The 24,972-nt window shown below is 64.0% G+C and carries 16 protein-coding genes and 1 pseudogene; 14 read left to right on the top strand and 3 right to left on the bottom strand.

Annotated elements, in window-relative coordinates; genetic code table 11:
• The first annotated feature begins 431 nt into the window (after positions 1–431).
• Positions 432–1,739 (top strand): hypothetical protein, encoded by a 1,308-nt coding sequence (locus VSR34_RS28445; protein WP_154671270.1) that lies wholly within the window; start codon positions 432–434, stop codon positions 1,737–1,739.
• A gap of 232 nt (positions 1,740–1,971) precedes the next feature.
• Complete coding sequence (locus VSR34_RS28440; protein ID WP_028214366.1) at positions 1,972–3,084, top strand: aromatic ring-hydroxylating dioxygenase subunit alpha; 1,113 nt, start codon at positions 1,972–1,974, stop codon at positions 3,082–3,084.
• A 32-nt stretch (positions 3,085–3,116) separates the two neighbouring features.
• On the opposite strand, the gene VSR34_RS28435 is transcribed toward VSR34_RS28440, so the two are convergent.
• Both VSR34_RS28435 and VSR34_RS28430 read right to left on the bottom strand, forming a co-directional pair.
• Positions 3,117–4,424: an MFS transporter gene (locus VSR34_RS28435; protein WP_028214367.1), complete on the bottom strand. Its 1,308-nt coding sequence runs from the start codon at positions 4,422–4,424 to the stop codon at positions 3,117–3,119.
• Between the two features lie 103 nt (positions 4,425–4,527).
• Complete coding sequence (locus tag VSR34_RS28430) at positions 4,528–5,610, bottom strand: tartrate dehydrogenase (protein WP_028214368.1); 1,083 nt, start codon at positions 5,608–5,610, stop codon at positions 4,528–4,530.
• Positions 5,611–5,720: 110 nt separating this feature from the next.
• Here VSR34_RS28430 and VSR34_RS28425 point away from each other — a divergent pair, with 110 nt between their 5' ends.
• Entirely contained in the window at positions 5,721–6,659 is a 939-nt protein-coding gene (locus tag VSR34_RS28425; RefSeq protein ID WP_028214369.1) for a LysR family transcriptional regulator, read from the top strand.
• On the opposite strand, the gene VSR34_RS28420 is transcribed toward VSR34_RS28425, so the two are convergent.
• Positions 6,656–7,564 (bottom strand): LysR family transcriptional regulator, encoded by a 909-nt coding sequence (locus VSR34_RS28420; RefSeq protein ID WP_028214370.1) that lies wholly within the window; start codon positions 7,562–7,564, stop codon positions 6,656–6,658. The genes VSR34_RS28425 and VSR34_RS28420 overlap by 4 nt on opposite strands.
• A 139-nt stretch (positions 7,565–7,703) precedes the next feature.
• Here VSR34_RS28420 and metE point away from each other — a divergent pair, with 139 nt between their 5' ends.
• The 11 genes and pseudogenes from metE (at position 7,704) to VSR34_RS28365 (ending at position 24,932) form a co-directional block, all read left to right on the top strand.
• Positions 7,704–10,010, top strand: a complete 2,307-nt coding sequence (gene metE, locus VSR34_RS28415; protein WP_342964159.1) for a 5-methyltetrahydropteroyltriglutamate--homocysteine S-methyltransferase — start codon at positions 7,704–7,706, stop codon at positions 10,008–10,010.
• A gap of 1,437 nt (positions 10,011–11,447) precedes the next feature.
• The gene (gene pgaA / locus VSR34_RS28410; protein WP_342964158.1) at positions 11,448–13,493 is read left to right on the top strand and encodes a poly-beta-1,6 N-acetyl-D-glucosamine export porin PgaA; all 2,046 of its coding nucleotides are present in this window, start codon (positions 11,448–11,450) and stop codon (positions 13,491–13,493) included.
• Positions 13,494–13,499: 6 nt separating this feature from the next.
• Positions 13,500–15,551: a poly-beta-1,6-N-acetyl-D-glucosamine N-deacetylase PgaB gene (gene pgaB / locus VSR34_RS28405; RefSeq protein WP_028214373.1), complete on the top strand. Its 2,052-nt coding sequence runs from the start codon at positions 13,500–13,502 to the stop codon at positions 15,549–15,551.
• Positions 15,552–15,606: 55 nt separating this feature from the next.
• Positions 15,607–16,938: a poly-beta-1,6-N-acetyl-D-glucosamine synthase gene (gene pgaC, locus VSR34_RS28400; RefSeq protein WP_342964157.1), complete on the top strand. Its 1,332-nt coding sequence runs from the start codon at positions 15,607–15,609 to the stop codon at positions 16,936–16,938.
• 51 nt (positions 16,939–16,989) lie between these two features.
• Positions 16,990–17,442 carry a hypothetical protein gene (locus VSR34_RS28395; protein ID WP_342964156.1) on the top strand — a complete coding sequence of 151 codons (453 nt, stop codon included), beginning with the start codon at positions 16,990–16,992 and terminating at the stop codon, positions 17,440–17,442.
• A gap of 64 nt (positions 17,443–17,506) precedes the next feature.
• Positions 17,507–19,336, top strand: a complete 1,830-nt coding sequence (glmS, locus tag VSR34_RS28390) for a glutamine--fructose-6-phosphate transaminase (isomerizing) (protein WP_028214376.1) — start codon at positions 17,507–17,509, stop codon at positions 19,334–19,336.
• Between the two features lie 113 nt (positions 19,337–19,449).
• Positions 19,450–20,562, top strand: coding sequence for a hypothetical protein (locus tag VSR34_RS28385; protein ID WP_342964155.1), 1,113 nt, complete (start codon positions 19,450–19,452; stop codon positions 20,560–20,562).
• A gap of 130 nt (positions 20,563–20,692) precedes the next feature.
• Positions 20,693–21,450, top strand: a pseudogene (locus VSR34_RS28380) (NTP transferase domain-containing protein); the annotation flags it as partial.
• Positions 21,451–21,609: 159 nt separating this feature from the next.
• The gene (locus VSR34_RS28375) at positions 21,610–22,260 is read left to right on the top strand and encodes an FMN-binding negative transcriptional regulator (protein ID WP_028214378.1); all 651 of its coding nucleotides are present in this window, start codon (positions 21,610–21,612) and stop codon (positions 22,258–22,260) included.
• A gap of 198 nt (positions 22,261–22,458) precedes the next feature.
• The gene (locus tag VSR34_RS28370; RefSeq protein ID WP_028214379.1) at positions 22,459–23,379 is read left to right on the top strand and encodes an SMP-30/gluconolactonase/LRE family protein; all 921 of its coding nucleotides are present in this window, start codon (positions 22,459–22,461) and stop codon (positions 23,377–23,379) included.
• Positions 23,376–24,932: an altronate dehydratase family protein gene (locus VSR34_RS28365; protein WP_342964154.1), complete on the top strand. Its 1,557-nt coding sequence runs from the start codon at positions 23,376–23,378 to the stop codon at positions 24,930–24,932. Before VSR34_RS28370 ends, VSR34_RS28365 begins: the two co-directional genes overlap by 4 nt.
• Positions 24,933–24,972 lie beyond the last annotated feature (40 nt).

Raw genomic sequence — 24,972 nt, 5'->3', positions numbered from 1 at the left:
GCCGTATCAGCCCGCACGTATCAGGGCGTATCGCGCATGTGCGCTGAAGCGGCCGCCGAAGCCTCTTGCGGGGTCTGAAGCCTCCCTGTCCTCATCCGCCATGTGGCCGATTCTGCCGGTTGAAGTTCACCGCGAAGTGGCCCATATTCAAAGTGATTTTTTGCCCGCCTGCCGTAGCGATTTGCGATATGCGGCGCGATCAGGGCAAATGCTTCGCAACCGCGCCACTTGCTCGCCCGCAGCGACGGGCAACCGGCACGCGGCAGCGCCCCGAAACCGATACTGTCGAAACCTCAATAGCTGCAATGTTCAACGAACCTGGCCGAACCAAGTCTGGTCCGTGGGGATGTCCATACTGCGGGACCAGTTTCAATGCGCCGCTGATGATCTGTCCTCAGTGCGGCGCGAAGCAGCTGTCCGCTGGCCCGCGGATGCCGTCTGCGAACGAGTCTTCCGCGCCCGAGTGGCACGACGGTTTCGCGCGCCATTCGCGCTCGGATTGGACGCCTTCGGCCTTCAGCTTCAGCGGCGCCGACCGCTACAGCGACTACCCGATACAAGATGAAGATCGCACGGCGCACCGTTCGTGGCTGCCGTTCTATGCCATCGGCGGCGTGGTTTCCGTCGTGTTCCTGATTGCGGCGTACATGATTTCGCATCACGGCGAGCGAGAGCCCACAGCGGGTGCTCAGGTGGTGGAGGGCTCAGTGTTCGTACCGAAGAGCACTTCGGCGGCGCCGGCCACGAAGCCGCACGCGCTGCCCAGCGTGCCACCCGTCACAGCCGAGCTTGCACCGCCGCCAGTCGCGAGCATCGCTCAAGCGCCGCTAGCCAGTGCGTCGGCGCCAACGCCAACGCCAACCCCAGCGCCAGCCATCGCGAGCGCAGCGCCGCCCGCGCTTGCCAAGGCGCCGCCGCCGCCGGTCGCGAGCGCACCGCCGCCCGTCGTGGCGCAAGTCGCGCCGCCCGCACCGGTTCAGGCGCCGCCGCAGCGGGCCCCGAGCGCACCGCCGCCCGTGGTCGCGCAAGTCGCGCCGCCCGCACCGGTTCAGGCGCCGCCGCAGCGAGCCCCGAGCGCACCGCCGCCCGTGGTCGCGCAAGTCGAGCCGCCCGCACCGGTTCAGGCGCCGCCGCAGCGAGCCCCGAGCGCACCGCCGCCCGTGATCGCACAAGTCGCGCCGCCCGCACCGGTTCAGGCACCACCGCCCCGGACCGCTCAGGTTCCGCAGCCGCCGCGTCACGCGCTGGAGTCGCGCACCGTTACGGCGCACACGGACACCAGGCCGCAGAGCGTCGCCGAGCAAAAGAGCAGTGCCAGGGAGCGTACGCTTGCGTCATCGAAGGCCAACGCGGTAAAGGCTTCCGCGGTCCAGCATGCCGACGTCTCGAGGAGTCTCGCGAGCGCACGGGCGAATCTCGACAAGAACAACCTGGGTCCGGCGCGCAGCGCCCTCTCGAGCGTACTCACGCAGCAACCGGGCAACGGCTATGCGCTGCACATGCAGTCCGAATTGACTTCCCGCGAGGATCACCGCGACTCGCTGCTCGGTTATGCAAGGCTCTGCGCGCGCGAGGGCAACTGGGTGTGCGCGTGGCATAACGCCGGGAACGCCTTGACCGTCGATGCATCGAGCAGCGAAGCGAGGGAACTGCTCTCCCGCTCCATCGCCGCCCAGGGCGCGGGCTCCGCAAGGCAGGTGAGTGCGGGGCCGCCCGGGCCGCCGATTGATCCCAACTGAGGTTCTCTCAACGAAGGCCAGGACGCGCATGCGCGACATGGCATGGCGCTCGCGTGATGCTTCCCGTTCGGGCCGCATCGCGCCAGTACTCCGAAGGTCTAACCACAATTGCCCTGCGTTCCTGCGCAGTGCTGAGCCGGCCGATACGCGTACTTGACCCGGGCACGGCACTTGCGCACGTCGTTACGTTTTCCCCCGCGATCGTAACGATCCAGGCAAGGAGCCCTCACCCATGCGCGCAATGCCTTTCACCGACGGCGGCACGGGCGAGTCGCCCTTGCGCGACATCAGCAACCCGGGCGACCTGCGCCGGGTACCCATCCACCCCGATCACTGGTATCCGCTCGCCTGGTCGCGCGACCTCAAGCCTGGAAAGATGATCGGCGCGCATTTCGCGGGCGAACCGGTCGTGCTCGTGCGCACCGTTTCCGGTTCGGTGTTTGCGCTCGAAGATCGCTGCGCGCACCGGCAGGTGCCGCTGCATGCGGGCGTAGTGGAAGGCGAATCGATCCGCTGCGGTTACCACGGCTGGACTTACGATTGTTCAGGCCAATGCGTGGATGTGCCTTATCTCGGCAAGGAACGGCTGCCCAACGGCGTGCGCGCCTACCCGTGCCGCGAGGCGCACAGCATGATCTTCGTCTTTCCCGGCAACGCCACGCTGGCCGGCGATCGACCGCTACCCGCGCTGGCCTCCGTGACGGACAAGGCCTTCAAGACGCGCCGCTTCGGCGGTGAGGTCAGGTGCCATTACTCGTTCATGCACGAAAACCTCATGGACATGAACCATCAGTTCCTGCACCGGCGCCAGATGGGCCAGATGCGGGCGCGCTCGCTTGCGCGGCGGCGCGACGAGAACTCGCTCGAGGTCGATTACACGTTCGCGCGCATGGCCGGCAAGCAGCCGAGGGGCGAAGCGCTCGTGTTCGGCGCGAGCAAGAACCGCGCGGACCCGAGCGCCCGCAGCGTGATGACCATCCGCACGCAATACCCTTATCAAACGCTGGAAATACGTTCGGCCGACGACACGCTCGTCATGGACCTGTGGATCGTCTATGTGCCGCTCGATTCACGGCAGCGCACGAATCGAACCTTCGGACTCCTTTCTGTGCGAAGGCCGGCCGTGCCGTTCCTGCTCGATGCGGCGTGGCCGCTGCTGGTCTGGTTCACTGAGCGCATCTTCAAGGAAGACTGTGCGATCGTGGAGCTGGAGCAGGCGGCGCACGACCATCAGGCCGCCGACTGGAATCACGAAGTCTTTCCCGTCATCATTGAATTGCGCGACCTGCTGCGTCGTTGCGGCGGTCGTAGCGTGATTCCGATTCGCGAGGCTGGCGATGCTTGAGGCAAGCGCGCGATCATGCGCGTGTGCTTCGCTCAGTGGTCGTGCCCGACCTGCGCCATCACCGGCTGACTCGCCTTGCGGCTCAATATCAAAGTCACCAACGCGGAAAGCGCCAGCGTCGCGCCAACTACGTACAGCCCCGCTGCGTAACTCCCGGTCCGGTTCTTCAGCCAACCGATCACGGCGGGGCCCACGAAGCCCCCGAGATTGCCGATCGAATTGATCATGGCGATTCCGGCGGCAGCGCCGGCGCCTGAGAGAAACATGCTGGGCATGGCCCACAGCGGCGCCTTCGCGGCGCTGATGCCGATATTCACCACCACGAGCGCCAGCACGATCGTCAGCGCGGTGTCGGCCCGGCCCGCGAACACAAAGCCCACGCAAGCCAGCACGCAGGGAATCACGACGTGCCAGGTGCGCTCCGCGGTGCGATCGGAGTGCCGTGCCCAGAGAATCATCGCGATGACCGCCACGATGCTGGGAATCGCGTTGAGGAGCCCGGTCTCCATCGCACTGAAGCCGTATTGCCGGATGATCAGCGGCGCCCACAGTCCCAGCGTGTAAAGACCGGCCGAGGTGCCGAAGTAGATCAGCGCCAGCGCCAGCACGCGCGGGTCGCGCAGCGCGCTCAAGGCGCCTGTCGTGTGGCCCGCGTGGCCCTCACGCATTTTCGCTTCCCCGGCAAGCTTCGCCATGAGCCAGTCGCGCTCTTTCGCATCGAGCCAGCGCGCTTTCGAAGGCGCATCGGTGAGCGCTTTCAGCACCACGAAACCCAGCACGACGGCGGGAATCGCCTCGATCACGTAGAGCAGTTGCCAGTTGGCGAGACCGAACATCGGCGGCAGTTGCATGAGCGCGCCCGAGATCGGGGAGCCGAGTGCCGTAGAAATCGGTGCGGCTGCCATGAACCATGCGGCCGCAGCCGCGCGTTGCTTCGTTGGAAACCACAGGCTCAGGTAGAGAATGATGCCGGGGAAAAACCCCGCTTCCGCCACGCCGAGCAGGAAGCGCAGCACGTAGAAGCTCGTCGGCCCCGTCGCGAATGCGGACGCGGCCGAGACCACGCCCCAGGTGACCATGACACGCGCGATCCAGATGCGCGCGCCCACACGGTGCAGGATGAGGTTGGAAGGCACCTCGAAAAGAAAGTAGCCGATGAAGAACAGGCCGCCGCCCAGGCCGAACGCCGTGGGACTGAGGCCAATCGCCTTGTTCATCGTCATTGCCGCGAAGCCCACGTTGACCCGGTCGAGAAAGCTCACGAAATAGAGCAGCATGACGAACGGGATGATGCGCCACATGAGCTTGCGCGTGACGATTGATTCGATGTCCGAATTCATGTGTCTCCTCCATGGAGGGTGGGTTGGCGGGGGCGTGCGGGTTCTTTTTGTGTCACGCCCCGGCGTGTGCTTGTCTACTGCACGGTCGCGTTCACACCCATGGTCACGCGGCGACGGCCGCTTTCCCGACGAGTTCGCACACCGCCGCGGTGACCTGCGCCGTGCTTGCCTTGCCGCCCAGGTCGCCGGTGTGCAGCGCGGGGTTGGCCGTCACGGTCTCGATGGCCTGCATCACGCGCGCGGCGGCCTCGTTTTCACCGAGGTGTTCGAGCAGCATCACGACCGACCAGAACGTGCCTATCGGGTTTGCGAGCCCCTTGCCCATGATGTCGAACGCCGAACCGTGGATCGGCTCGAACATCGACGGGTAGCGGCGTTCGGGGTCGATGTTGCCGGTCGGCGCAATGCCGAGGCTGCCCGCGAGCGCGGCGGCGAGGTCGCTCAGGATGTCGGCGTGCAGGTTGGTTGCGACGATGGTGTCAAGCGAGGCGGGGCGGTTGACCATGCGCGCCGTGGCGGCGTCGACGAGTTCCTTGTCCCACTTCACGTCCGGGAACTCCTTCGAGACCTGCTGCGCGATTTCGTCCCACATGACCATGGCATGGCGCTGAGCGTTGCTCTTGGTGATGACCGTGAGCAGCTTGCGGGGGCGCGACTGCGCGAGACGGAATGCGAAGCGCAGGATGCGTTCGACGCCGGCGCGCGTGAGGATCGACACGTCGGTCGCGACTTCGAGCGGATGGCCCTGATGCACGCGGCCGCCCACGCCCGAATATTCGCCTTCGGAGTTCTCGCGCACGATCACCCAGTTCAGATCCTCGGGCTTGCAGCGCTTGAGCGGCGCGTCGATGCCGGGAAGAATGCGCGTGGGGCGCACGTTCGCGTACTGGTCGAGCCCCTGGCAGATCTTCAGGCGCAGGCCCCAGAGCGTGATGTGATCGGGCACGTCCGGGTCGCCCGCGGAGCCGAACAGAATCGCGTCCTTGTTGCGAATCGCATCGAGCCCGTCGGCCGGCATCATTACGCCGTGCTTGCGGTAGTAGTCGGCGCCCCAGTCGAAGTTTTCGAACTCGAAGGCAAACCGTTGCGTGGTTTTCGCAAGCGCTTCCAGGAGCGCCTGCCCCGCGGGCACGACCTCCTTGCCGATGCCGTCGCCGGGAATGGTTGCGATGCGATACGTCTTCATGTCTCGTTCCTTTGGAATAGGGCTAGTGGGGACTCACTTTACCGAACTCGTGGTTCAAAAACCGGTGCTAGACTCAAAGCATCATTAACTTGAATTCACAAGTGGCGACCGTGGCCGACACCGTTCAACCCGCCGATCTGGGCTTCTTCTCGACACTGGCCTCCTCGGGAAACCTGAGCGCCGCCGCGCGCGAGCTGGGCCTCACGCCGGCCGCCGTGAGCAAGCGGCTCGCGCAAATGGAGGAACGCGCCGGGGTGCCGCTCGTCAACCGCACGACGCGCCGCATGATGCTCACGCCCGAAGGCGAGGTGTATCTGGAGCACGCGCGCCGCATACTCGATGAGATCGACGAGCTGGGCGAATTGCTGGGCGGCTCGAAAAAGCATCCCAAAGGCTTGCTGCGCGTGAACGCGACACTGGGCTTCGGGCGCAGCCATATCGGGCCGGCGCTTTCGCGCTTCGTCGCGCAATATCCGCAGGTTTCGGTGCAGCTTCAGCTTTCGGTCATGCCGCCGCCGCTCACCGAGGATTCATACGATGTGTGCATCCGCTTTGGCGAGCCGCCCGACACGCGCGTGATCGCGCGGCGTCTCGCGGCGAACCGGCGTTTGCTCTGCGCATCGCCCGCCTATCTCGCGAGCCGGGGCACGCCTGCAACGCCGCACGATCTCGCGAAGCACAACTGCATCAGCATTCGCCAGGGCGACGAAGCCTATGGCGTGTGGCGGCTCTCGCACGAACGCGGCCACTCGCGCAAACCAGAAGCCATCCGGGTCAATGGCAACCTCACGACCAACGACGGCGAGATTGCCGTGAAATGGGCGCTGGACGGACACGGCATACTGATGCGCGCCGAGTGGGACATCAACGAGTATCTGGCGGATGGACGGCTCGTGGTCGTGCTGCCCGAGTACGAGACGCCGGGCGCGGACATCTATGCGGTCTATGCGCAGCGCCACCAGCTTTCCGCGCGTATTCGCGCGTTTGTCGATTTTCTGGCGATCGAACTGGGCAAATCGCAGCGGCATCCAATGCCGCGAAACGTTTAACGCTTCATTCGCGGCGCGTGCCAGTTCGACTTGCGTGCGAACTCGACGAACGAACTCAGGTAGTCCACCACGGCGTCGGCCTCGCGCGTGCCGAGAAAGATCTGCTTGGCGATACCTTCCTTGCCGAGCTTGAGCGCGACGAGCGGCATGCGGTCCGCGTATTCCTCGGCGAGCCAGCGCGGCAGCGCCGCCACGCCCCGGCCACTCGCCACCATCTGCATCATGATGTCCGTCGTTTCGATCGTCTTGTGGCGGCGCGGTGTGATATTGGCGGGGCGCAGGAACTGGTTGTAGATGTCGAGCCGGTCCGTCTCCACCGGGTAGGTGATGAGCGTTTGGTCCACGAGTTGCTCGGGCTTCACGTAGCGGACCTTGGCGAGCCCGTGTCCCTCGGCTACCACGAGCACCTGCTCGTAGTCGAACACGGGCTCGAAGCGCAGGCCTGGCCGGTTGAGCGGATCGGGCGTGACCAGCACGTCGATGTCGTAGCCGAACAGCGCGCCGATGCCGCCAAACTGAAAGCGCTGCTTCACATCCACATCGACATCGGGCCAGCGCGCGAGATAGGGCGAAACGATCTTGAGCAGCCACTGGTAGCAAGGATGGCACTCCATGCCGATGCGCAGGGTGCCGCGCTCGCCGTCGGCGTATTGCTTCATGCGTGCCTCGGCCAGTTCGAATTGCGGCAGCAGTCGTTCGGCGAGCGACAGCAGATATTGACCCGCCTGGGTGAGCCGCAGGCTGCGCCCTTCGCGGTCCCAGATCGGCGTGCCGAGCTGCTGCTCGATCTTCTTGACCGTGTGGCTCAGCGCCGACTGCGTGAGAAAAAGTGCGCCCGCCGCGGCGGTGAGCGACCCCTGGCGCTGGACTTCGCGGACGATGACCAGATGAATGCGTTCGAGCATGGCAAGCCGCCCGATATCGGGCAATGAAAAAATCTAATGGATAAATGAAATAATGCCATTATATTTCATGAGATGAAACCCCTATCATGGCTGCCATTCCGGGCTTTTCCCGCATTGTTGTTATTGAATGGCAGCGCACATGGTCACTACACACAACCTCGGCTTTCCGCGCATTGGCGCGAAACGTGAACTCAAGTTTGGTCTCGAACGCTACTGGAAAGGCGAATCGTCGCGCAACGAGCTCAAGGCGCTAGGTGCGCAACTGCGCGCGCGCCACTGGGCGGACCAGAAGGGGCTCGACTTCGTGCCCGCCGGAGACTTCTCGTTCTACGACCAGGTGCTCGACATGAGCTTCACGCTCGGCAACCTGCCGCAACGCGTGCAGGGCTTTCACGGCGACAAGCTCGACAACTACTTCCGTGTGGCGCGCGGGCGCTCGGCCCACGGCGCCGACGACCATGCCGCCTGCTGCGGCGGCGTCGCGGCCGGCGAGATGACGAAGTGGTTCGACACGAACTATCACTACATCGTCCCCGAATTCACGGTCGATACGCAGTTCAACCTCGATACGTCGCGCCTATCCGGGCAACTGCGCGAAGCGCGCGAACTGGGCGTGAAGGCCAAGCCCGTCATCGTCGGGCCGCTCACGTACCTGTGGCTCGGCAAGGCCAGGGACGGGGGTGACAAACTCGCGGACAAGCTCGCGCTGCTGCCGCGCATCATGCCGGTGTATCGCGCGCTGCTCGACTACTTCCGCGTGATGGACGTGGAGTGGGTGCAGATCGACGAGCCGATACTCGTGACCGAACTCGATCCGGCATGGCGCGCCGCGTTCGCCACTGCGTATGAAGGGTTCGAGGTGCGTGGCGTGAAGCTGCTGCTCGCGACTTACTTTGGCGCGCTCCAGGAGAATCTGGACCTTGCCTGCTCGCTGCCTGTCGACGGTCTGCACATCGATGCGATCAACGCACGCGAAGAGATCGCGCTGGCCGCTCGAAAGCTGCCTGCGCAGCGGGTGCTTTCGGTGGGCGCGGTGAACGGCCGCAACATCTGGAAGACGGATCTGAACGCCGCGCTCGACTGGCTCGAACCGCTCGCGAAGCAACTGGGGGACCGTCTGTGGATCGCGCCTTCGTGCTCGCTGCTGCACGTGCCGGTCGATCTCTCGAGCGAAGCGAAGCTCGACGCACAAATGCGCTCGTGGCTCGCATTTGCGCTGCAAAAGCTCGATGAAGTGAAGGTGCTGGCCACGGCGCTCAACGAAGGCCGCGACAAGGTCGCCACTGAACTCGCAGCGAACGCCGCTGACATTCAGGCGCGACGCCAGTCGTCCCGCGTGAACAACGCGGCGGTGAAAGCGGCGATTGCCCGCATCGATGCCACACTCGGCAATCGCCGCAACGCTTACGCTCTGCGTGCCGCAAAACAGGCTGCTCACCTCAAGCTCCCCGCCTACCCGACCACGACGATCGGCTCGTTCCCGCAAACGGCGGAAATCCGCCACGCACGCAGCGAGTTCAAGCGCGGCGCGCTCGGCAAAACAGGCTATCGGGACGCCATGCGCGCCGAAATCGAACGCAGCGTGCGCGAACAGGAGCAACTGGGCCTCGACGTGCTCGTGCACGGCGAAGCCGAGCGCAACGACATGGTCGAATACTTCGGCGAGCAGCTCGACGGCTATGCGTTCAGCGAGTTCGGCTGGGTGCAGTCGTACGGCTCGCGCTGCGTGAAGCCGCCGATTTTGTTCGGCGATATCAGCCGGCCGAAGGCGATGACGGTCGAGTGGATCGCCTATGCGCAGTCGCTCACGAACAAGCCCATGAAGGGCATGCTCACGGGCCCGGTCACGATGCTCAACTGGTCCTTCGTGCGCGACGACCAGCCGCGTTCGGTCTCGTGCTACCAGCTCGCACTCGCCATTCGCGAAGAAGTGCTCGATCTGGAGAGGGCCGGCGTGCGCGTGATCCAGATCGACGAGGCCGCGCTGCGCGAAGGCCTGCCGCTGCGCCGCGCGCAGTGGGCCGAATACCTGCGCTGGGCCATCGAATCGTTTCGCATCGCCGCGAACGGCGTGGGGGACGAAACGCAGATCCACACGCACATGTGCTACTCGGAGTTCAACGACATCATTGCCTCGATTGCCGGGATGGACGCCGATGTCATCACGATCGAGACATCACGCTCAGATATGGAACTGCTCGACGCTTTCGAAAACTTCAGCTATCCGAATGAAATCGGGCCGGGCGTGTACGACATTCACTCGCCGAACATCCCGAGCGAGGCGCATATCGTGCAATTGATGCAGAAGGCCGCCGAGCGTATTCCGGCGCAGCGCCTTTGGGTGAATCCCGATTGCGGTCTGAAGACGCGCCAGTGGGCCGAGGTCATTCCAGCGCTCACCAATATGGTTGCAGCTGCGAGGACGCTGCGCGAGCGGGCGAATTAGCGAGAGCTTGACCGATTCGGGGCGCACCACACGTGCGCCCGGTCCTTTTCCATAGACGCCATTACGACGATGCGCCGCCTCTTTCAACTGCGCGCTAACGCGTAGAGCGCAGCAGCAAACCGCTAAAGAAATTCCCCGAACTAGCCGACGCACCATCATCAGCGTTTTGCGGTTCAAGGAAAGAAAAATACAAACGGCGACCACCAAAACGATCGAATGAGCGCATGCTCTGTCTGCGCACCGGTGCCATTCGACAAGCCGCTGGCGTTCGGCCCGGCGAATCATCGCAAAAGCTTCGAAGAAGATATGTTGGGGAACACACGCTTTGCGATCCATTGCCGGAAGGCGCAGAACGCTGTTGTGACAGGCAATCGGCAAATGAGGCGATGACGACGTCGGAAGTGCCGTCTTCGCAGATGCTGTGCCATCCAGCGCGCTTTCTCTGCGCTGGCACGTCTGAACATCATTGCCAGTTTGAAAATGCCATGGCGCAGCGCACGCGATGTCATTCACCCGTGTTCAGAAGTGCATCAGTTTTCATGTTGCCTTGGGAGTTTCCCGGGCGTTGCGCAGCGAAGCTGCCTGGTGATCTGTTCTTTTTCCGCCTCGCCCCCGTGCACACGGGCGCGAGCGCTTCTGTATCCCTGAATCATCAAAGGCATCGAACGCCCTTCGCGAAGCGCAGCACTTATGTGTCATTTGCAATCGCGCTTCAATGGCCGACGCGGTGCGAATCGCGCGAACGCGTGTGACCAGAATGCGCGCCACAAATGACGCTAACGAGCTGTCGAGCGAGCCGCAGCCGCGCAATTTACGCATGCGGACGAAATCTGTCCGGTGATCGACGGCAACCCCATTGATCACTGTTTCGCCCCAAGTGCTGCCGCGGATAAATAGAAATACAGATCAGTTATGTGTGCAGCCGCACGCTCTCTTCAGCAACGGAGCGACCTCGGCTCGCGGTTCGCGCACGCACGTTCGAAGTGCGTCTACATCCGAGACATCGCCACGGGTGTGCATGCCGTTTCATTCCTGAATCAAAGCGAGAGATTGACGCGACGCACAAGCGCGTGGCCTGTCGGAGTAGGGGTTTCCATCACTATCGGCGTCCCGAAGATGATGTCCGGAGGAGGGGGGCATGGCTTGGCGACTTCACCGATGAAACGTTTTTAGACGTTCCTCGCAGCTTTGCAAGGCGGTTTCTGAACGGAGTCCTGAAAACAGAAGGTTCGGCGGGATGCTGGCACGGGCTTCGCTATAAGGCTCGCCGCGCAAATGAACGGGGCAGGTGCGCAACGCAATAACCGGCACCCGGAACACAACGCTGAACTACCCGCCGCTCGCCAGACAAAGCGATCGTTGTTGCCCTCAATGCGCCATTCGTATGGTGCAGGGAATCGCTTTGCCTGTCGGCTGGCACCGACCACGCGAGGAACAATGAAAACCAAACGCTCTAGCCGACACAAGCACGCCGCAGTCAAGGCGACCGCCTTGCTGCTGGTGCTGCTTGCGCGCGACTACTGCGCCGCGCAGCCGACCACTGCGTCCGGAATCACGGGGAACGTCGCAGAAGGCCAGGTGGCGGAAGGCAAGGTGGACACGGAGCGCGACCAGCTCCGCAAACGTATCTTTGCGCAAGCGGGTGCGGGCGCGGCGCAGCTTGCGCTGCAGGACGCGCGCGCGAGTCGCGATGCGTTCTCCGATCATGAGCTCTTGCAGATCGAAGCGCTCGTCGTGGAGACGGAAGTGCACTGGGGCCGGCAGCAATCGCTCGCATCCGATGATCCAGATCGCCTCGCCCAGTACAGAACCGCGCTCGAGCACATCGACGACATGCTCGCGCGCACGCCCGAGACGGACGAATACGCCGATGTGCGCCGGGCGGTGCTGGTCGAGAAAGTCGCCGCATTGCAGGGGCTTGGCCGCATGAAGGACGCTACCGCGCTCTATGAGGCCCTGTCCCGCTCCAATGAGCGGATGCCGGCACGCACCTACGCGGCGGCTGGCGACGCGTACACGTATCTCGACCAGCCGCGCAAGGCCGTGCCCGCGTATGAGCACGCCTTGCAAACGCCCGTCGATCCGCTCGTGCCGTCCGTCGAGCCGCATGTGCTAAAGCGCATCGACGTAGAGGAAGGGCTCTTCTTCGCATACCTGGATTCGGGCCGCTACGACGACGCGCAACGGTTGTTGAAGCAAATTTCGGCGAGCACGCCGGTTCGCGCCGATCTCGCCGAGCATCCCGAAGACGTCAACGAAGATTATGGCCGTGTGAAAAAGCTGCAGGCGCAGTACCTGCTCTACACGGACCGCACGCGCGAAGGCGTCGCCGCGCTCGATGATCTGCGCCACGAAGCGCCGTTTGATCCTGCGCTGATCAACGCGCGTTCGGACGCGTCGCTCGTGCAGCAGCGGCCGCGCGAAGCGCAAAAGGTCTACGAAGACACGCTCGTCGATCATCCCGGCGACATCGAAACGCTGGCCAGCCTGGGCCGCACTGCGCTCGAGCTGAACCAGTACGATCGCGCAGCCGACGTGAACGCGACTTTCGGAGACCGCTTTCCGGACAACAACACGGTGAAGGTGTTCCAGCGCGATTACGCTGCCTACAAGAGTCCGCAGCTGATCATTGCCGCGAACGGGCAGAAGGGTAATTCGGTACTTGCCGACAACAACTGGGGCATCGACACCCAGCTCTACTCGATGCCGATCGCCGACTACTGGCGGGTATTTGCGCATCAGTTCAGCGGACGTGCGGACACAGGCGACGGCAACAGCGTGAGCCGCATTCGCAATGGTATCGGCGGCGACTTCCGGTTCCGCGGCATCGATGCCGCTGCGGAAGTCGATCGCTCGACAGGACCGCAAGCGAGAACCGGCGGCGCCGGCAGCCTGAGCTACGCGCCCGATGATCACTGGCGCTTCCAGGCGGGGGTGGACAGCAATGCCAACTCGCTGCCGTGGAAGGCGTATCAGCAAGGCGTGACGGGCCGCACGGCAACGGGCAGCGTGCGCTACACGATCGACGATTACCGCTACTTCGATCTGGCCTACGGCGCAGCGCGTTATAGCGACACCAACTTCAACCAGGCCTGGGTCGGCACCTGGTACGAGCGCCTCATCAATACGCCGAATCAACTCGTCGCGACATGGGTCGAGCTGAACACGAGCAGCAACACGCTCGCGAACACCGCGTACTTCGCGCCTCACCGCGATCTGACTGCTCAAGTGACCGCGATGTACCAGTGGACCTCGTGGCGCAACGCCGACCAGTCGCTTGCGAATCGCGCCTACGCGACCCTCGGCGGCTATCGTCAAACGGACATCGGAAACAGCTTGCTGTGGGAAGTGCGTCTTGAACAACAGTGGCAGTTCAGTGCGCACGCGTCCCTTGCGTATGGCCTCGGTCTTTCCAGCCAGCGAATGGATCACACGCGCGAGACCAGCAAGCTCATCTACCTGAACCTGAATGTTCCCCTGTAGGCCATTATGGACAAGCTCAATCGCCGACGTTTTCTCGCTTTCGCCGCGGGTCTCGCCGCAGTGCCCGCCGCGCAGGCTCGCCTCGCGCTCGACCGTTTGCCGCCGGCCGATGCCGACGATGGACTCACGTTTCGCGTGCTCGCCATTCACGATATCCGCGACGATCTGCACGCCGACGTGTCGACGGTCGCCGATACCTGTGCGATCAGCACGGCAACGCTCAACACCATCTTCGCGTGGCTGAAGGCAAAGGACTTTCGCCCGGTGAGCGTCGCTCAGATCGTCGCGTCGCGCAACGGCGGACCGCGTCTGCCGCCGCGCGCCGTGCTGCTCACTTTCGACGATGCGTACAAAAGCCAGTACACCCGCGCCTTTCCGCTGCTTCAACAGTACGGCTATCCGGCGCTGATCGGTGTAGTCACGCGCTGGACGGATACCCCTGCGGGCGACCCAGTACGCATCAGCCACAAGTCGGTGATGCCGCCGGGCTACTTCATGAGCTGGGACGACCTGCGCGAAATGGCGCAGTCGGGCCTCGTCGAAGTCGCTTCGCACACGCACGACATGCATCATGGCGCGCTCGCCAATCCACAAGGGAACGAACTGCCCGCTGCGAGTGCCCATCTGTACTCCCAGCAACTGCAGCGTTATGAAACGGATGACGAGTACCGGGAACGCGTGCGCGGTGATCTGAAGAAGAGCGTCGATCTGATTCAGGAGCGCGTAGGCGTAACGGTGCGTTCGGCCGTGTGGCCCTATGGGATGTACAACGCCGCGCTCATCAATGCGTCGCAGGCGCTTGGCATGTCCGTGCATTTCACGCTCGACGACGGCCCGAACACGCCCGACGTGCCGCTCACGCAGATCCGGCGTCTGCTCGTTTCGTACGACTGGGACGTCGGCACGCTGATCGCGCAGATGCGCTCTCCCGGCGCATATCGCGGCGAGCGCAACCCGGTTGAGCGCGTCGTCAACGTATCGCTCGACGAGATGTATGACACCGATCCCAACAGGAGTGAAGAAAAGCTCGGCCGTCTGCTCGATCGCATCAAGGCGCTCGAACCGAAATCCGTGTATCTGAAGGCGTATTGGGATCCCGACAACACGGGCGTCGCGCGCGCGCTCTACTACCCCAACCGTCATCTGCCGATGCGCGCCGACCTGTTCAATCGCACTGCCTGGCAACTGATCACGCGTGCGGGCGTGCAGGTGTATGCGCGCATGCCGCTGCTCGCTTTCGATCTGCCGGCGGGCCACGCGGCCGCTGGACGCCTCGTCGAAGTCGCGTCGATCAGCCCGGGCGATGCGCAGCGCGGACGCATGCCGCGTCTGAGCCCGTTTGATCCGCTCGCGCGGCAGACGATTCAGGATCTCTACGATGACCTCACGCGCTATTCGAGCTTCAACGGCGTGGTGTTCGGCGCGGATGCGACGTTGAACGCATACGAAGACACGAGCGCAGCGGCGATGGCAGTGTACCGATCGTGGGGCCTGCCCGGCGATATCGCCCAGATTCACGCATCCGACGAGTTGATGCAGCGCTGGGCGAAGGGCAAGACGGCGTATCTGAACGCCTTCACGAACCAGCTTGCAGAGCGCGTGCGCGCGTATCAGGGCGGCGGCAACGTGCTGACCGCGCGCACGATGCCAGCCGAAGCCGTGCTCGACGCGAACGCCGAATCCAACTTCTCGGTGAGCCTTGCATCGGCCCTCGAGAACTACGACTTCGTCGCGCTGACGGCGGCGCCTCGCGCATCGAACGGGGCTGCCAGCCCGATGGACGACGCATGGCTCGACAGGTTGCGGCAAATCGTGATGAAGCAACCGGGCGCGGCCGTAAAGACCGTGTTCGAGTTGCCCGCCTTCAACGCGCAGACGCAGCAACCCATCGAAGCGGCCGTGCTGCGCGCACAGATGAAACGGCTCAACGCCGCAGGCGTCGTGCACATGGGCTATGGGCCGGACGACTTCCTGAAGAACCGGCCGGACACGACTGTGCTGCGCGACGTGATGTCGGTGCAAAGCACACTGCGCATGAATCAGGGGATGTTGGGGTGAGCGTCGCGCGAAAAGTGAATTTCCAAACGATGCGAAACCGGATCCGGGGAACAAAATGAAAAATGTCTTCAGCTTTATCTCGAACTTCGTCTTTTACTATCCATTGTTGATGGCCTATCTGTGGATGGCAGGTGGTGTGCTTCACTATCTGCTCGTCGAGCGCCGGGACGCCGGGCGCAAGTCGGCGCCGCCGCCGATGACGTTTCCGAAGGTGTCCGTGGTCGTGCCTTGCTACAACGAAGCGGACAACGTGCGCGAAGTGATCGCGTGCCTGGACCAGCTCAACTATCCGAACTACAACATCATCGCGATCAACGACGGCAGCCGCGACGACACCGGCGCGATCCTCAACGAGCTCGTGAACGTCTATCCGAAGCTGGTCGTCGTGCATCAGCACCAGAACGAGGGCAAGGCGATCGGGCTCACGACGGCAGCGATGCTCTCGGATGCCGAGTACCTCATGTGCATCGACGGCGACTCGCTGCTCGACAAGGAAGCGATCGGCTGGATGCTGCGCCACTTCCTCGAAGACGCCTCCGTCGGCGCCGTGACCGGCAACCCGCGCATCCGCACGCGTTCGTCGCTGCTCGGCCGCATGCAGGTGGGCGAATTCTCGTCGATCGTCGGTCTGATCAAGCGTACCCAGCACATGTATGGACGTCTGTTGACCGTATCCGGCGTGGTGTCGATGTTCAGGAAGCGCGCGCTTCAGGAAGTCGGCTATTGGAGTTCCGACATGCTGACCGAAGACATCGACATTAGCTGGAAGCTCCAGGTGCAAGGATGGGCCGTGAATTTCGAATCGCGCGCGCTCAGCTGGATCCTGATGCCGGAGACGTTCCACGGTCTCTACAAGCAGCGCCTGCGCTGGGCGAAGGGGGGCATTCAGGTTCTCTTCAAGTATGCGGGCGCCGTGCTGTCACGCCGCAACATGATGATGTGGCCGATTTTCGTCGAGTACGCGATCAGCATCGTGTGGGCGTACTGCATGCTGTTCACGCTCGTGATGATGGCGGCGACCGCGATGTTCACGCTGCCCGAAGGCTGGCGGTTCGCATTCATGCCGCGCGGCACCGGTGTGCTGCTGTTCGCGACCTGCTGCGCGCAGATCTTGATCGGCTGCCTGATCGATCGGAACTACGACAAGAATCTGATGCGCTATTTCGTCGACACCGTCTGGTATCCCGCTGCGTTCTGGGCGATCAGCATGATCGCGTCAGTGATCGCGTTGCCGGGCGTAGTGAGCCAGCGCCGCAGAAAGCGCGCGCGCTGGGTGAGCCCGGATCGCGGAATCCGTTCGAGCGGCGCGGTGGCCGGCGATGCATCACCAGCGCCTCAGTACAGCGCAGCGCTCGAAGCGCCGCAGTCCAACGAGCAATTGACATAAAGCATTCGAATCGACAAAACCGGCTCAACATCCTCCACACGGGAAAACAACATGGAATTTCCGATCATCGATGTTTCAAAGCAGTCCGTTTCGCAGTTCGCGACCGAATGCACGAGGGAAAAGGCGATGCGTATGGTCGCGTGGTATCGCTTCGTGCGGCCATCACTCGTGCTCGGCACTTGGGTGCTAGCCGCCGCGTACATCCGCTGGTGTCTGGTGCATGCAAGTGCAGAAGAACTGTCGCTCGACGCATTCATGCCGGGGATCTCGGGGATCGGCATCGTCGTTTTGGCCATGATCCTCTGGACCTTCGGGCGCCAGATGGATGCGATGAATGCGAACCGCGTGCGGCGCATGCCTGAAACGAGCGACGGGCCGCCGCCCGTGACGACGCTTGAAGTCCCGCACGGCGATGCGGGACGCTGCCTCGTCGCGTATCACGACGACGACGGCATGATCTCGCACGTCGTGACGGCGCCCGAGTTCGAGCGTCAGGCTGCGTGAGTGCTCCTGCGCCCCAATATCGGAACATCAAACATAAGCAATTTCACGCACCACGGAGACCACCATGTGCGGAATTATTGGAGCGGTTGCTCAACGCAACGTCGTCGGCGTTCTCACTGAAGGCCTGCGTCGGCTCGAATATCGCGGCTATGACTCGTGCGGTGTTGCCGTCTTGCAGCACGGCACGCCGCGTCGCGTGCGCAGCGTCGAGCGCGTGGCGAATCTCGCAGAGCGGGTCGAAGAAGCGCGGCTGTCGGGCACACTCGGTGTCGCGCACACGCGCTGGGCGACGCACGGCGCACCCGTAACCGACAACGCGCACCCGATATTTTCGCGGGACGAGATTGCGCTCGTGCATAACGGAATCATCGAAAATCACGAGCCGCTGCGCGACGAGCTGAAAGCGCTCGGCTACCATTTCGAATCGGATACCGACACGGAAGTGATCGCGCATCTGATCCACCACACGCGCGGGCAGGAAGCGTCGCGCGATCTGTTGACGGCCGTGCAGCGCGCATTGCAGCGCCTGCGTGGCGCGTATGCGATCGCCGTTTTCGCGAAGAACGAACCAGACCGCGTGATCGGCGCGCGTGCGGGTTCTCCGCTCGTGATCGGCGTCGGCGAGGGCGGCAATTATCTGGCTTCGGACGCGATGGCGCTGTCCGGCACGGCCGGGCATTTCATCTTCCTCGAAGAAGGGGACATCGCCGTGCTGTCGTGCGATGGGGTGCATATCATCGATCGCGATGGCGCAACGGCGCGTCGCGAACTGCAGGCGCATCACGCTACCCACTATGCCGCGGAGCTGGGTCCGTATCGCCACTACATGCAGAAGGAGATCTTCGAGCAACCCGACGTGGTCGCCGACGCGACGGAACGCGTGCGTTCGATCACGCCGGCGCTGTTCGGCGCGAAAGCGCAGCGCGCGTTCAGCGAGATAGATTCGTTGCTGCTGCTGGCGTGCGGCACCAGCTACTACTCGGCGCTGACCGCCAAATACTGGCTGGAATCGATCGCGGGCATTCCGACGCAAGTGGAGATCGCCAGCGAATACCGCTATCGCGAGAGCGTCGTGAATCCGTGCGGGATGGTCGTCGTCGTGTCGCAATCGGGCGAAACGGCCGATACGCTCGCCGCGTTGAAGCATGCGCAACAGCTTGGCTATCACCATACGCTCGCGATCTGCAACGTGCCGCACAGCTCGATGATGCGGCTCACGGAGCTGCAATATCCGACCGGAGCCGGGCCAGAGATCGGCGTGGCGTCGACGAAGGCGTTCACGACGCAGCTCGTCGCGCTTTACCTGCTGGCTCTGACGCTCGCCAAAGAGCGCGGCCGCGTGAGCGCCGACGACGAGGCGCTGGCGCTGCGTCAACTCCACCATCTCCCTGCCGCGTTGAACAGCGTCCTTGCGCTGGAGCCCCAGATCGTCGCGTGGGCGCAATCGCTTGCGCGCAAGGATCACGCGCTGTTTCTCGGGCGCGGCGTGCATTACCCGATCGCGCTGGAGGGCGCGCTGAAGCTCAAGGAGATTTCATACGTGCATGCGGAAGCCTATCCCGCAGGTGAGTTGAAGCACGGTCCGCTTGCCATTGTCACGAGCGAGATGCCGGTGATTACGGTCGCGCCGAACGATGCACTGCTCGACAAGCTCAAGTCGAACATGCAGGAAGTGCGTGCGCGCGGGGGCGAGTTGTATGTGCTGACGGATGCCGGCACGAAGATCGAAAACACTCACGGCGTGCGCGTGATCCAGTTGCCGGAACATTACGGACCCCTGTCGCCGATCCTTCACGTGGTGCCGCTGCAGTTGCTCGCGTATCACACGGCATGCGTGCGCGGCACCGATGTCGACAAGCCCCGCAATCTGGCGAAATCGGTTACGGTCGAGTGAGGGACGGCATGCGGGCGACATGTGCGGTGCTTGCCTTGGTGGCCGCATGCGGCCTCCTTCCGGTCGCTTCGCCGGCTGGTGCGAAATCCGCGAAAGCCTCGGGCGCCGTGCGCGTGCCAAAGGGCGATATGCGCGCCTACATGCACGGGATCGGCGCGACGATCGATGCGCGTGGCGTAACGACCGTGTTCTTCAGCAGTTCGGGCCTGCCGCCGCGCGGCGCGGGCGCCGACGGCAACTGGACGCACGATGTGTATATCGCGCGCTGGACGCCGCAGCAGCGCAATCTCGGCCGTCCGCGCATTTTCATCCGGCGTCCCGAAGCGCAGGAGCCCGTTTCGGTCGCGCAAAACGATACGGGCCGCGTGATGGTGTCGTTCGAAGACGGCTGGAATACGCCGAACGAAGTGAGCCAGCGCTACGGCTTGTACACGTCCGCGTTGAAAGGCGTGAAGCCGTACCCGAACGACGTTCTGTCGGGCGGCCATTCGGGGCATGTTGCCGCTGTCGGCTCGCGTTTCGTGGTGTTCTATTCGAATGACTGGGTCGACGGTGGCGGCGTCGATAACCTCGGCACGGGCAACGGCGTCTATGTGAAGACGTATGATGCCGACGGCTCGCTGCAACGGGCCATCGACGTGGCGCCGCGCGTGCGCGAATGGTGGCCGATGATCGCCGGCTCGCCGGCGCGCGCGCTGCTCGTGTGGCAGCAGTATGTGAGCGGCGAGACCTATGCGAGGCTGAAGGTCGCGACGCTCGATCCTGCGACGGGGGCGCTGAGCGACCCGCGTGTGATCGCTGGCCACGTGCGGTACTACACGTACGCGGCTTCGTACGTGCCGTCGATCGAGCGCTTCATCGTGGTCGCCACTGACGACAAGGGCAGCGGCTTCGCGCAGCTCGTCGATGCGAACGGAACGACGACGGCGACGCTTTCCTGCATGCCGGCGACCATTCGCGAGGCAGGCGTTGCGGTGATCGGCGATCGCGCGTTCACGCCGTCGCAGGATGGACGGCTGCTGCATCTGAAGCTGACGTCTTCATCTATCGAACTCGCGGGCACGCAGCCGTCGCCGGTCAAATGGATCTATACCGGCAGCATCGGGCTCGTGCGCTCGCCCGACCAGTTGCATTGGGTCGCCACGAGCCCCGAAGGCCTGCAGGAAGCGGACTTCGATCTGAAAGCCGCGACAGCGCCTGACGATCAGGATGAATGCCGGGGATAGAGGGGCGCTAAGGCGTTCCGCGTGCGCATCCGACGCATTTAACGCGGCGAAACGTGGTGAGTGATTTGCATAAGCCGGACCCCGCACTCAGTCAAAACCATATCAACCGAAAAATATATAGAGGTACGAATTGAATATCGTGATCCTCGCGGCAGGCATGGGCAAACGCATGCACTCCGCGCTGCCCAAGGTCCTGCATCCGCTCGCCGGCAAGCCGCTCCTCTCGCACGTCATCGACACCGCCCGCACGCTTTCGCCCACCCGCCTCGTGGTCGTGGTCGGCCATGGCGGCGAAGCCGTGCGCGAGGCCGTCGGCGCGCCCGACGTCCAGTTCGCGCTGCAGGCGCAGCAGCTCGGCACGGGCCACGCGCTCGCGCAGGCGCTGCCGCTGCTCGACGCCAGCGTGCCCACGCTCGTGCTCTATGGCGACGTGCCGCTCACGCGTGCCTCGACGCTCAGGCGCCTTGTCGATGCCGCCGGCCAGGACGGCTACGGCATTCTCACCGTCACGCTCGACGATCCGACCGGTTACGGCCGCATCGTGCGCGACGCGGCGGGCGAGGTCGTGCGCATCGTCGAGCAGAAGGACGCGAACGAAGCGCAGCGCAAGATCGCCGAGATCAACACGGGCATCGTCGTGACGCCCACCGCGCCGCTCGCGGGCTGGCTCGACGCGCTCAAAAACGACAACGCCCAGGGCGAGTATTACCTCACCGACGTCGTGGAAGCCGCGATCGCCTCCGGCCATCCGGTCGTGACCGCACAGCCCGACGAAGAATGGGAGACGCTCGGCGTGAACAGCAAGCAGCAGCTCGCCGAACTCGAGCGCGTGCACCAGCGGACTGTGGCGGAGGCGCTGCACTGACTGGCGTGACGCTCGCAGACCCGGATGGGGCATCGCCTTTACTTGTGCTGTTCCGGGCATGATTTTGGTCCCTTGAAAATGCAGCAAGGTGGATCTATGGAATGAGCCATATTTGAGGCACACTGGAAACGCGTGGCTGCGCCGGCCACGTTTTCTACTCATCCCACGAGCAGGCATCCCGCATGTACGTACCCGCCCATTTCGCCGAGAACCGCAAGGAAGTCCTGCATGAATGCATCGCCCAACATCCGTTCGGCACGCTGGTGACGCACGGGAAGAGCGGCCTCGACGCCAATCACATTCCTTTCGAACTCGCAGCGGAAGAGGGCGAACTCGGTGTGTTGCGCGCGCACGTCGCGCGGGCCAACCCCGTTTGGCAGGACGTAGCCAACGGCGATGAGGTTCTCGTGATCTTCAGAGCGGGCGATGCCTATATCTCGCCGAACTGGTATCCGAGCAAGCACGAAGCGCACAAGCAGGTGCCGACGTGGAACTACAGGGTGGTTCATGCGCACGGGCGCATCACGATCCTCGACGACGAGCGCTACGTGCGTGGGGTGATCGGCCGCCTGACGCGCACGCACGAAGCCTCGCAGCCGACGCCATGGAAAATGGCCGACGCGCCAAGGGAATACACGGATGCGCTGGTCAAGGCGATCGTCGGCGTGCAGATCGAGATCACGCGCCTCGTGGGCAAGAGCAAGCTCAGCCAGAACAAGGAGGAGCGCGATATTCGCGGCGCGGGCGAAGCGCTCAAGTCGCTCGGGGAATCTCCCATTGGCGACGCCATGCTCGCCGCCGCTGCCCAGAAGGCTGCCCAGAACGCCCAATAGCGCACTGGAGAGCTCGATCTGGACCAGATTTTCGCCTGGACCCGATCGCCAAGCGGGCTTGCGGGTAAACCACATTCCAGGCGCATGAATAAATTCTTCACACGCCTATTCAACTGGGATTTAATTGTCCGGCGCGGCAGTCTGCGACCGGTCACGCGCGACGCCGTGACCTGACCCTGACGATACGAGGCCGGAACGATGAATCCTCAAGAATACGAAATCCACGATGCGCGCTTTCGCATGCTGCTGCAGCCGAACGCACAGTTCGAGAAACTCGCGGGCGGCTGCATGTGGGCGGAGGGGCCGGTCTGGTTCCCGGCAGGCGACTTTCTCGTCTGGAGCGACATCCCCAATAACCGGATGATGCGCTGGGTGCCCGGCATCGGCGCGGGCGTGTTCCGCGCGAACGCCAATTTCAGCAACGGCAATACGCTCGACCGCGAATGTCGTCTGGTGACGTGCGAGCACGGCACGCGGCGCGTGACGCGCACGGAGCATGACGGGCGGATCACCGTGATCGCGGACCGCTTCGAAGGGCGGCGCCTGAATTCGCCCAACGACGTGATCGTGCATTCGGACGGCTCGATCTGGTTCACGGATCCCGACTACGGCATTCTCGGCGACTACGAGGGCTTTCGGGCGCCGAGCGAGATCGGCGCATGCCATGTCTATCGCGTGGCGCCGGGCACCGGCGTGGTGGAACGCGTGGCCGACGATTTCGCCAAGCCCAACGGCCTGGCCTTCTCGCCCGACGAGTCGCGCCTCTACGTCGCCGATTCGGGCGCCTCGCATATCGAGAACGGTCCGCATCATATCCGCGTGTTCGACGTCGATGCGCATGGCAAACTGCACAACGCCCGCGTGTTCGCGGAAGTCTCACCCGGTGTGCCCGATGGCATGCGCGTGGACGAACACGGCAACGTCTGGACGAGCGCGGGCGACGGCATCCATTGCTACGCGCCCGATGGAACGCGGCTCGGCAAGATCCTCGTGCCGGAAACCGTCGCGAATCTCGTGTTCGGCGGCCCGAAACGCAATCGTCTCTTCATCGCGGCCAGTACGTCGCTGTACTCGCTCTACGTGGGCGTACGTGGCGCTTTCAACGGAACGCCGCAATGAGCCCATTCGATACGCCCGCCGCTTCGGCGCTTTCGGCCGCGCTGATTCTGCTCGACCGGCGCGACGACGTCGCCATTGCACGCGCGCAGTTGCTGCCCGGTTCGCCGCTGTATGGCGAATACACGGTTGCGAGCATGATTCCGCCCGGGCACAAGGTTGCCTTGCGCGATATCGCGCCGGGCGAACCGGTGCGCCGCTACGGGCAGATCATCGGCTTCGCGAGCCGTCCGATCCGTCGCGGCGAGCATGTCCACACGCAGAATCTGTCGATGGGCGATTTCGAGCGCGACTACGCCTTCGGGGTGGACGCGCACGAAACGCCGGCCGCCACGCACCCCGCCACATTTCTCGGTATCCGGCGTGCCGATGGCCGCGTGGCGACGCGAAATTACATAGGCATCCTGACGTCTGTCAATTGCTCGGCGACGGTCGCGCGCGCGATTGCCGATCACTTCAGGCGTGACATCCACCCCGAGGCGCTCGCGGCCTTCCCCAACGTGGATGGCGTGGTGGCGCTCACGCACGGTGAAGGATGCGCGCTCGCCGCCGAGGGCGAGCCGATTACCGTCTTGCGCCGTACGCTGGCGGGCTATGCGCGGCATCCCAACTTTTATGCAGTGCTGATCATCGGACTGGGCTGCGAGACGAACCAGATCGACGGCCTCGTTGAGGCCGGGCAACTCGAACGCGGCGCGCGCCTCTCGACCCTGACGATCCAGCAGACCGGCGGCACCGCGCGCACGGTCGCCGCGGGCATCGACCAGGTGCGCGCGCTGCTGGCCGAGGCGAATAACGTGACGCGTGAGCCGGTGCCTGCGCGCCACCTCATGGTCGGCCTGCAGTGCGGCGGCTCGGACGGCTACTCGGGCATCTCCGCGAATCCCGCCCTCGGTGCGGCCGTAGACCGTCTCGTCGCGCATGGCGGCACGGCCATTCTCTCGGAAACGCCCGAGATCTACGGCGCCGAACATCTGCTCACGCGGCGCGCGGTCTCGCGCGAGGTGGGGGAAAAGCTCGTGGCGCGCATCCGCTGGTGGGAGGCGTATTGCGCGCGCATGGAAGCCAGCATGGACAACAATCCGTCGTCTGGAAACAAGGCGGGCGGCCTCACGACGATCCTCGAAAAATCGCTCGGCGCGGTGGCGAAAGGCGGCACGACGCAGCTGGTCGAGACCTACGAGTATGCGCAACCCGTACGCGCGCAAGGGCTCGTGTTCATGGATACGCCAGGCTACGACCCGGTCTCCGCCACGGGGCAGGTGGCGGGCGGCGCCAATCTGATCTGCTTCACGACAGGCCGCGGTTCGGCCTACGGCTGCGCGCCTTCGCCTTCACTGAAGCTGGGCACGAACACTGCGCTGTGGCGTCGCCAGGAAGAGGACATCGACCTCAATTGCGGCCGCATCCTCGACGGCGAGCAGAGCGTCGACGAAGCAGGCGCGGCGATTTTCGAGCTGATGCTCGCGACAGCCTCCGGGGCGCGCACGAAGAGTGAGCTGCACGGCTATGGCCAGAACGAATTCGTGCCCTGGCATCTGGGGGCGGTCATGTAGAACGGCTGCCGCGATGGCGCAGTCACGCCGCGCCGTTGCC

The sequence above is a fragment of the Paraburkholderia sp. JHI2823 genome (assembly GCF_038900695.1).
GTDB lineage: Bacteria > Pseudomonadota > Gammaproteobacteria > Burkholderiales > Burkholderiaceae > Paraburkholderia > Paraburkholderia mimosarum.
Note: the sequence above shows the minus strand (reverse complement) of the source record. Positions and strands in the feature narration are given on the sequence as shown.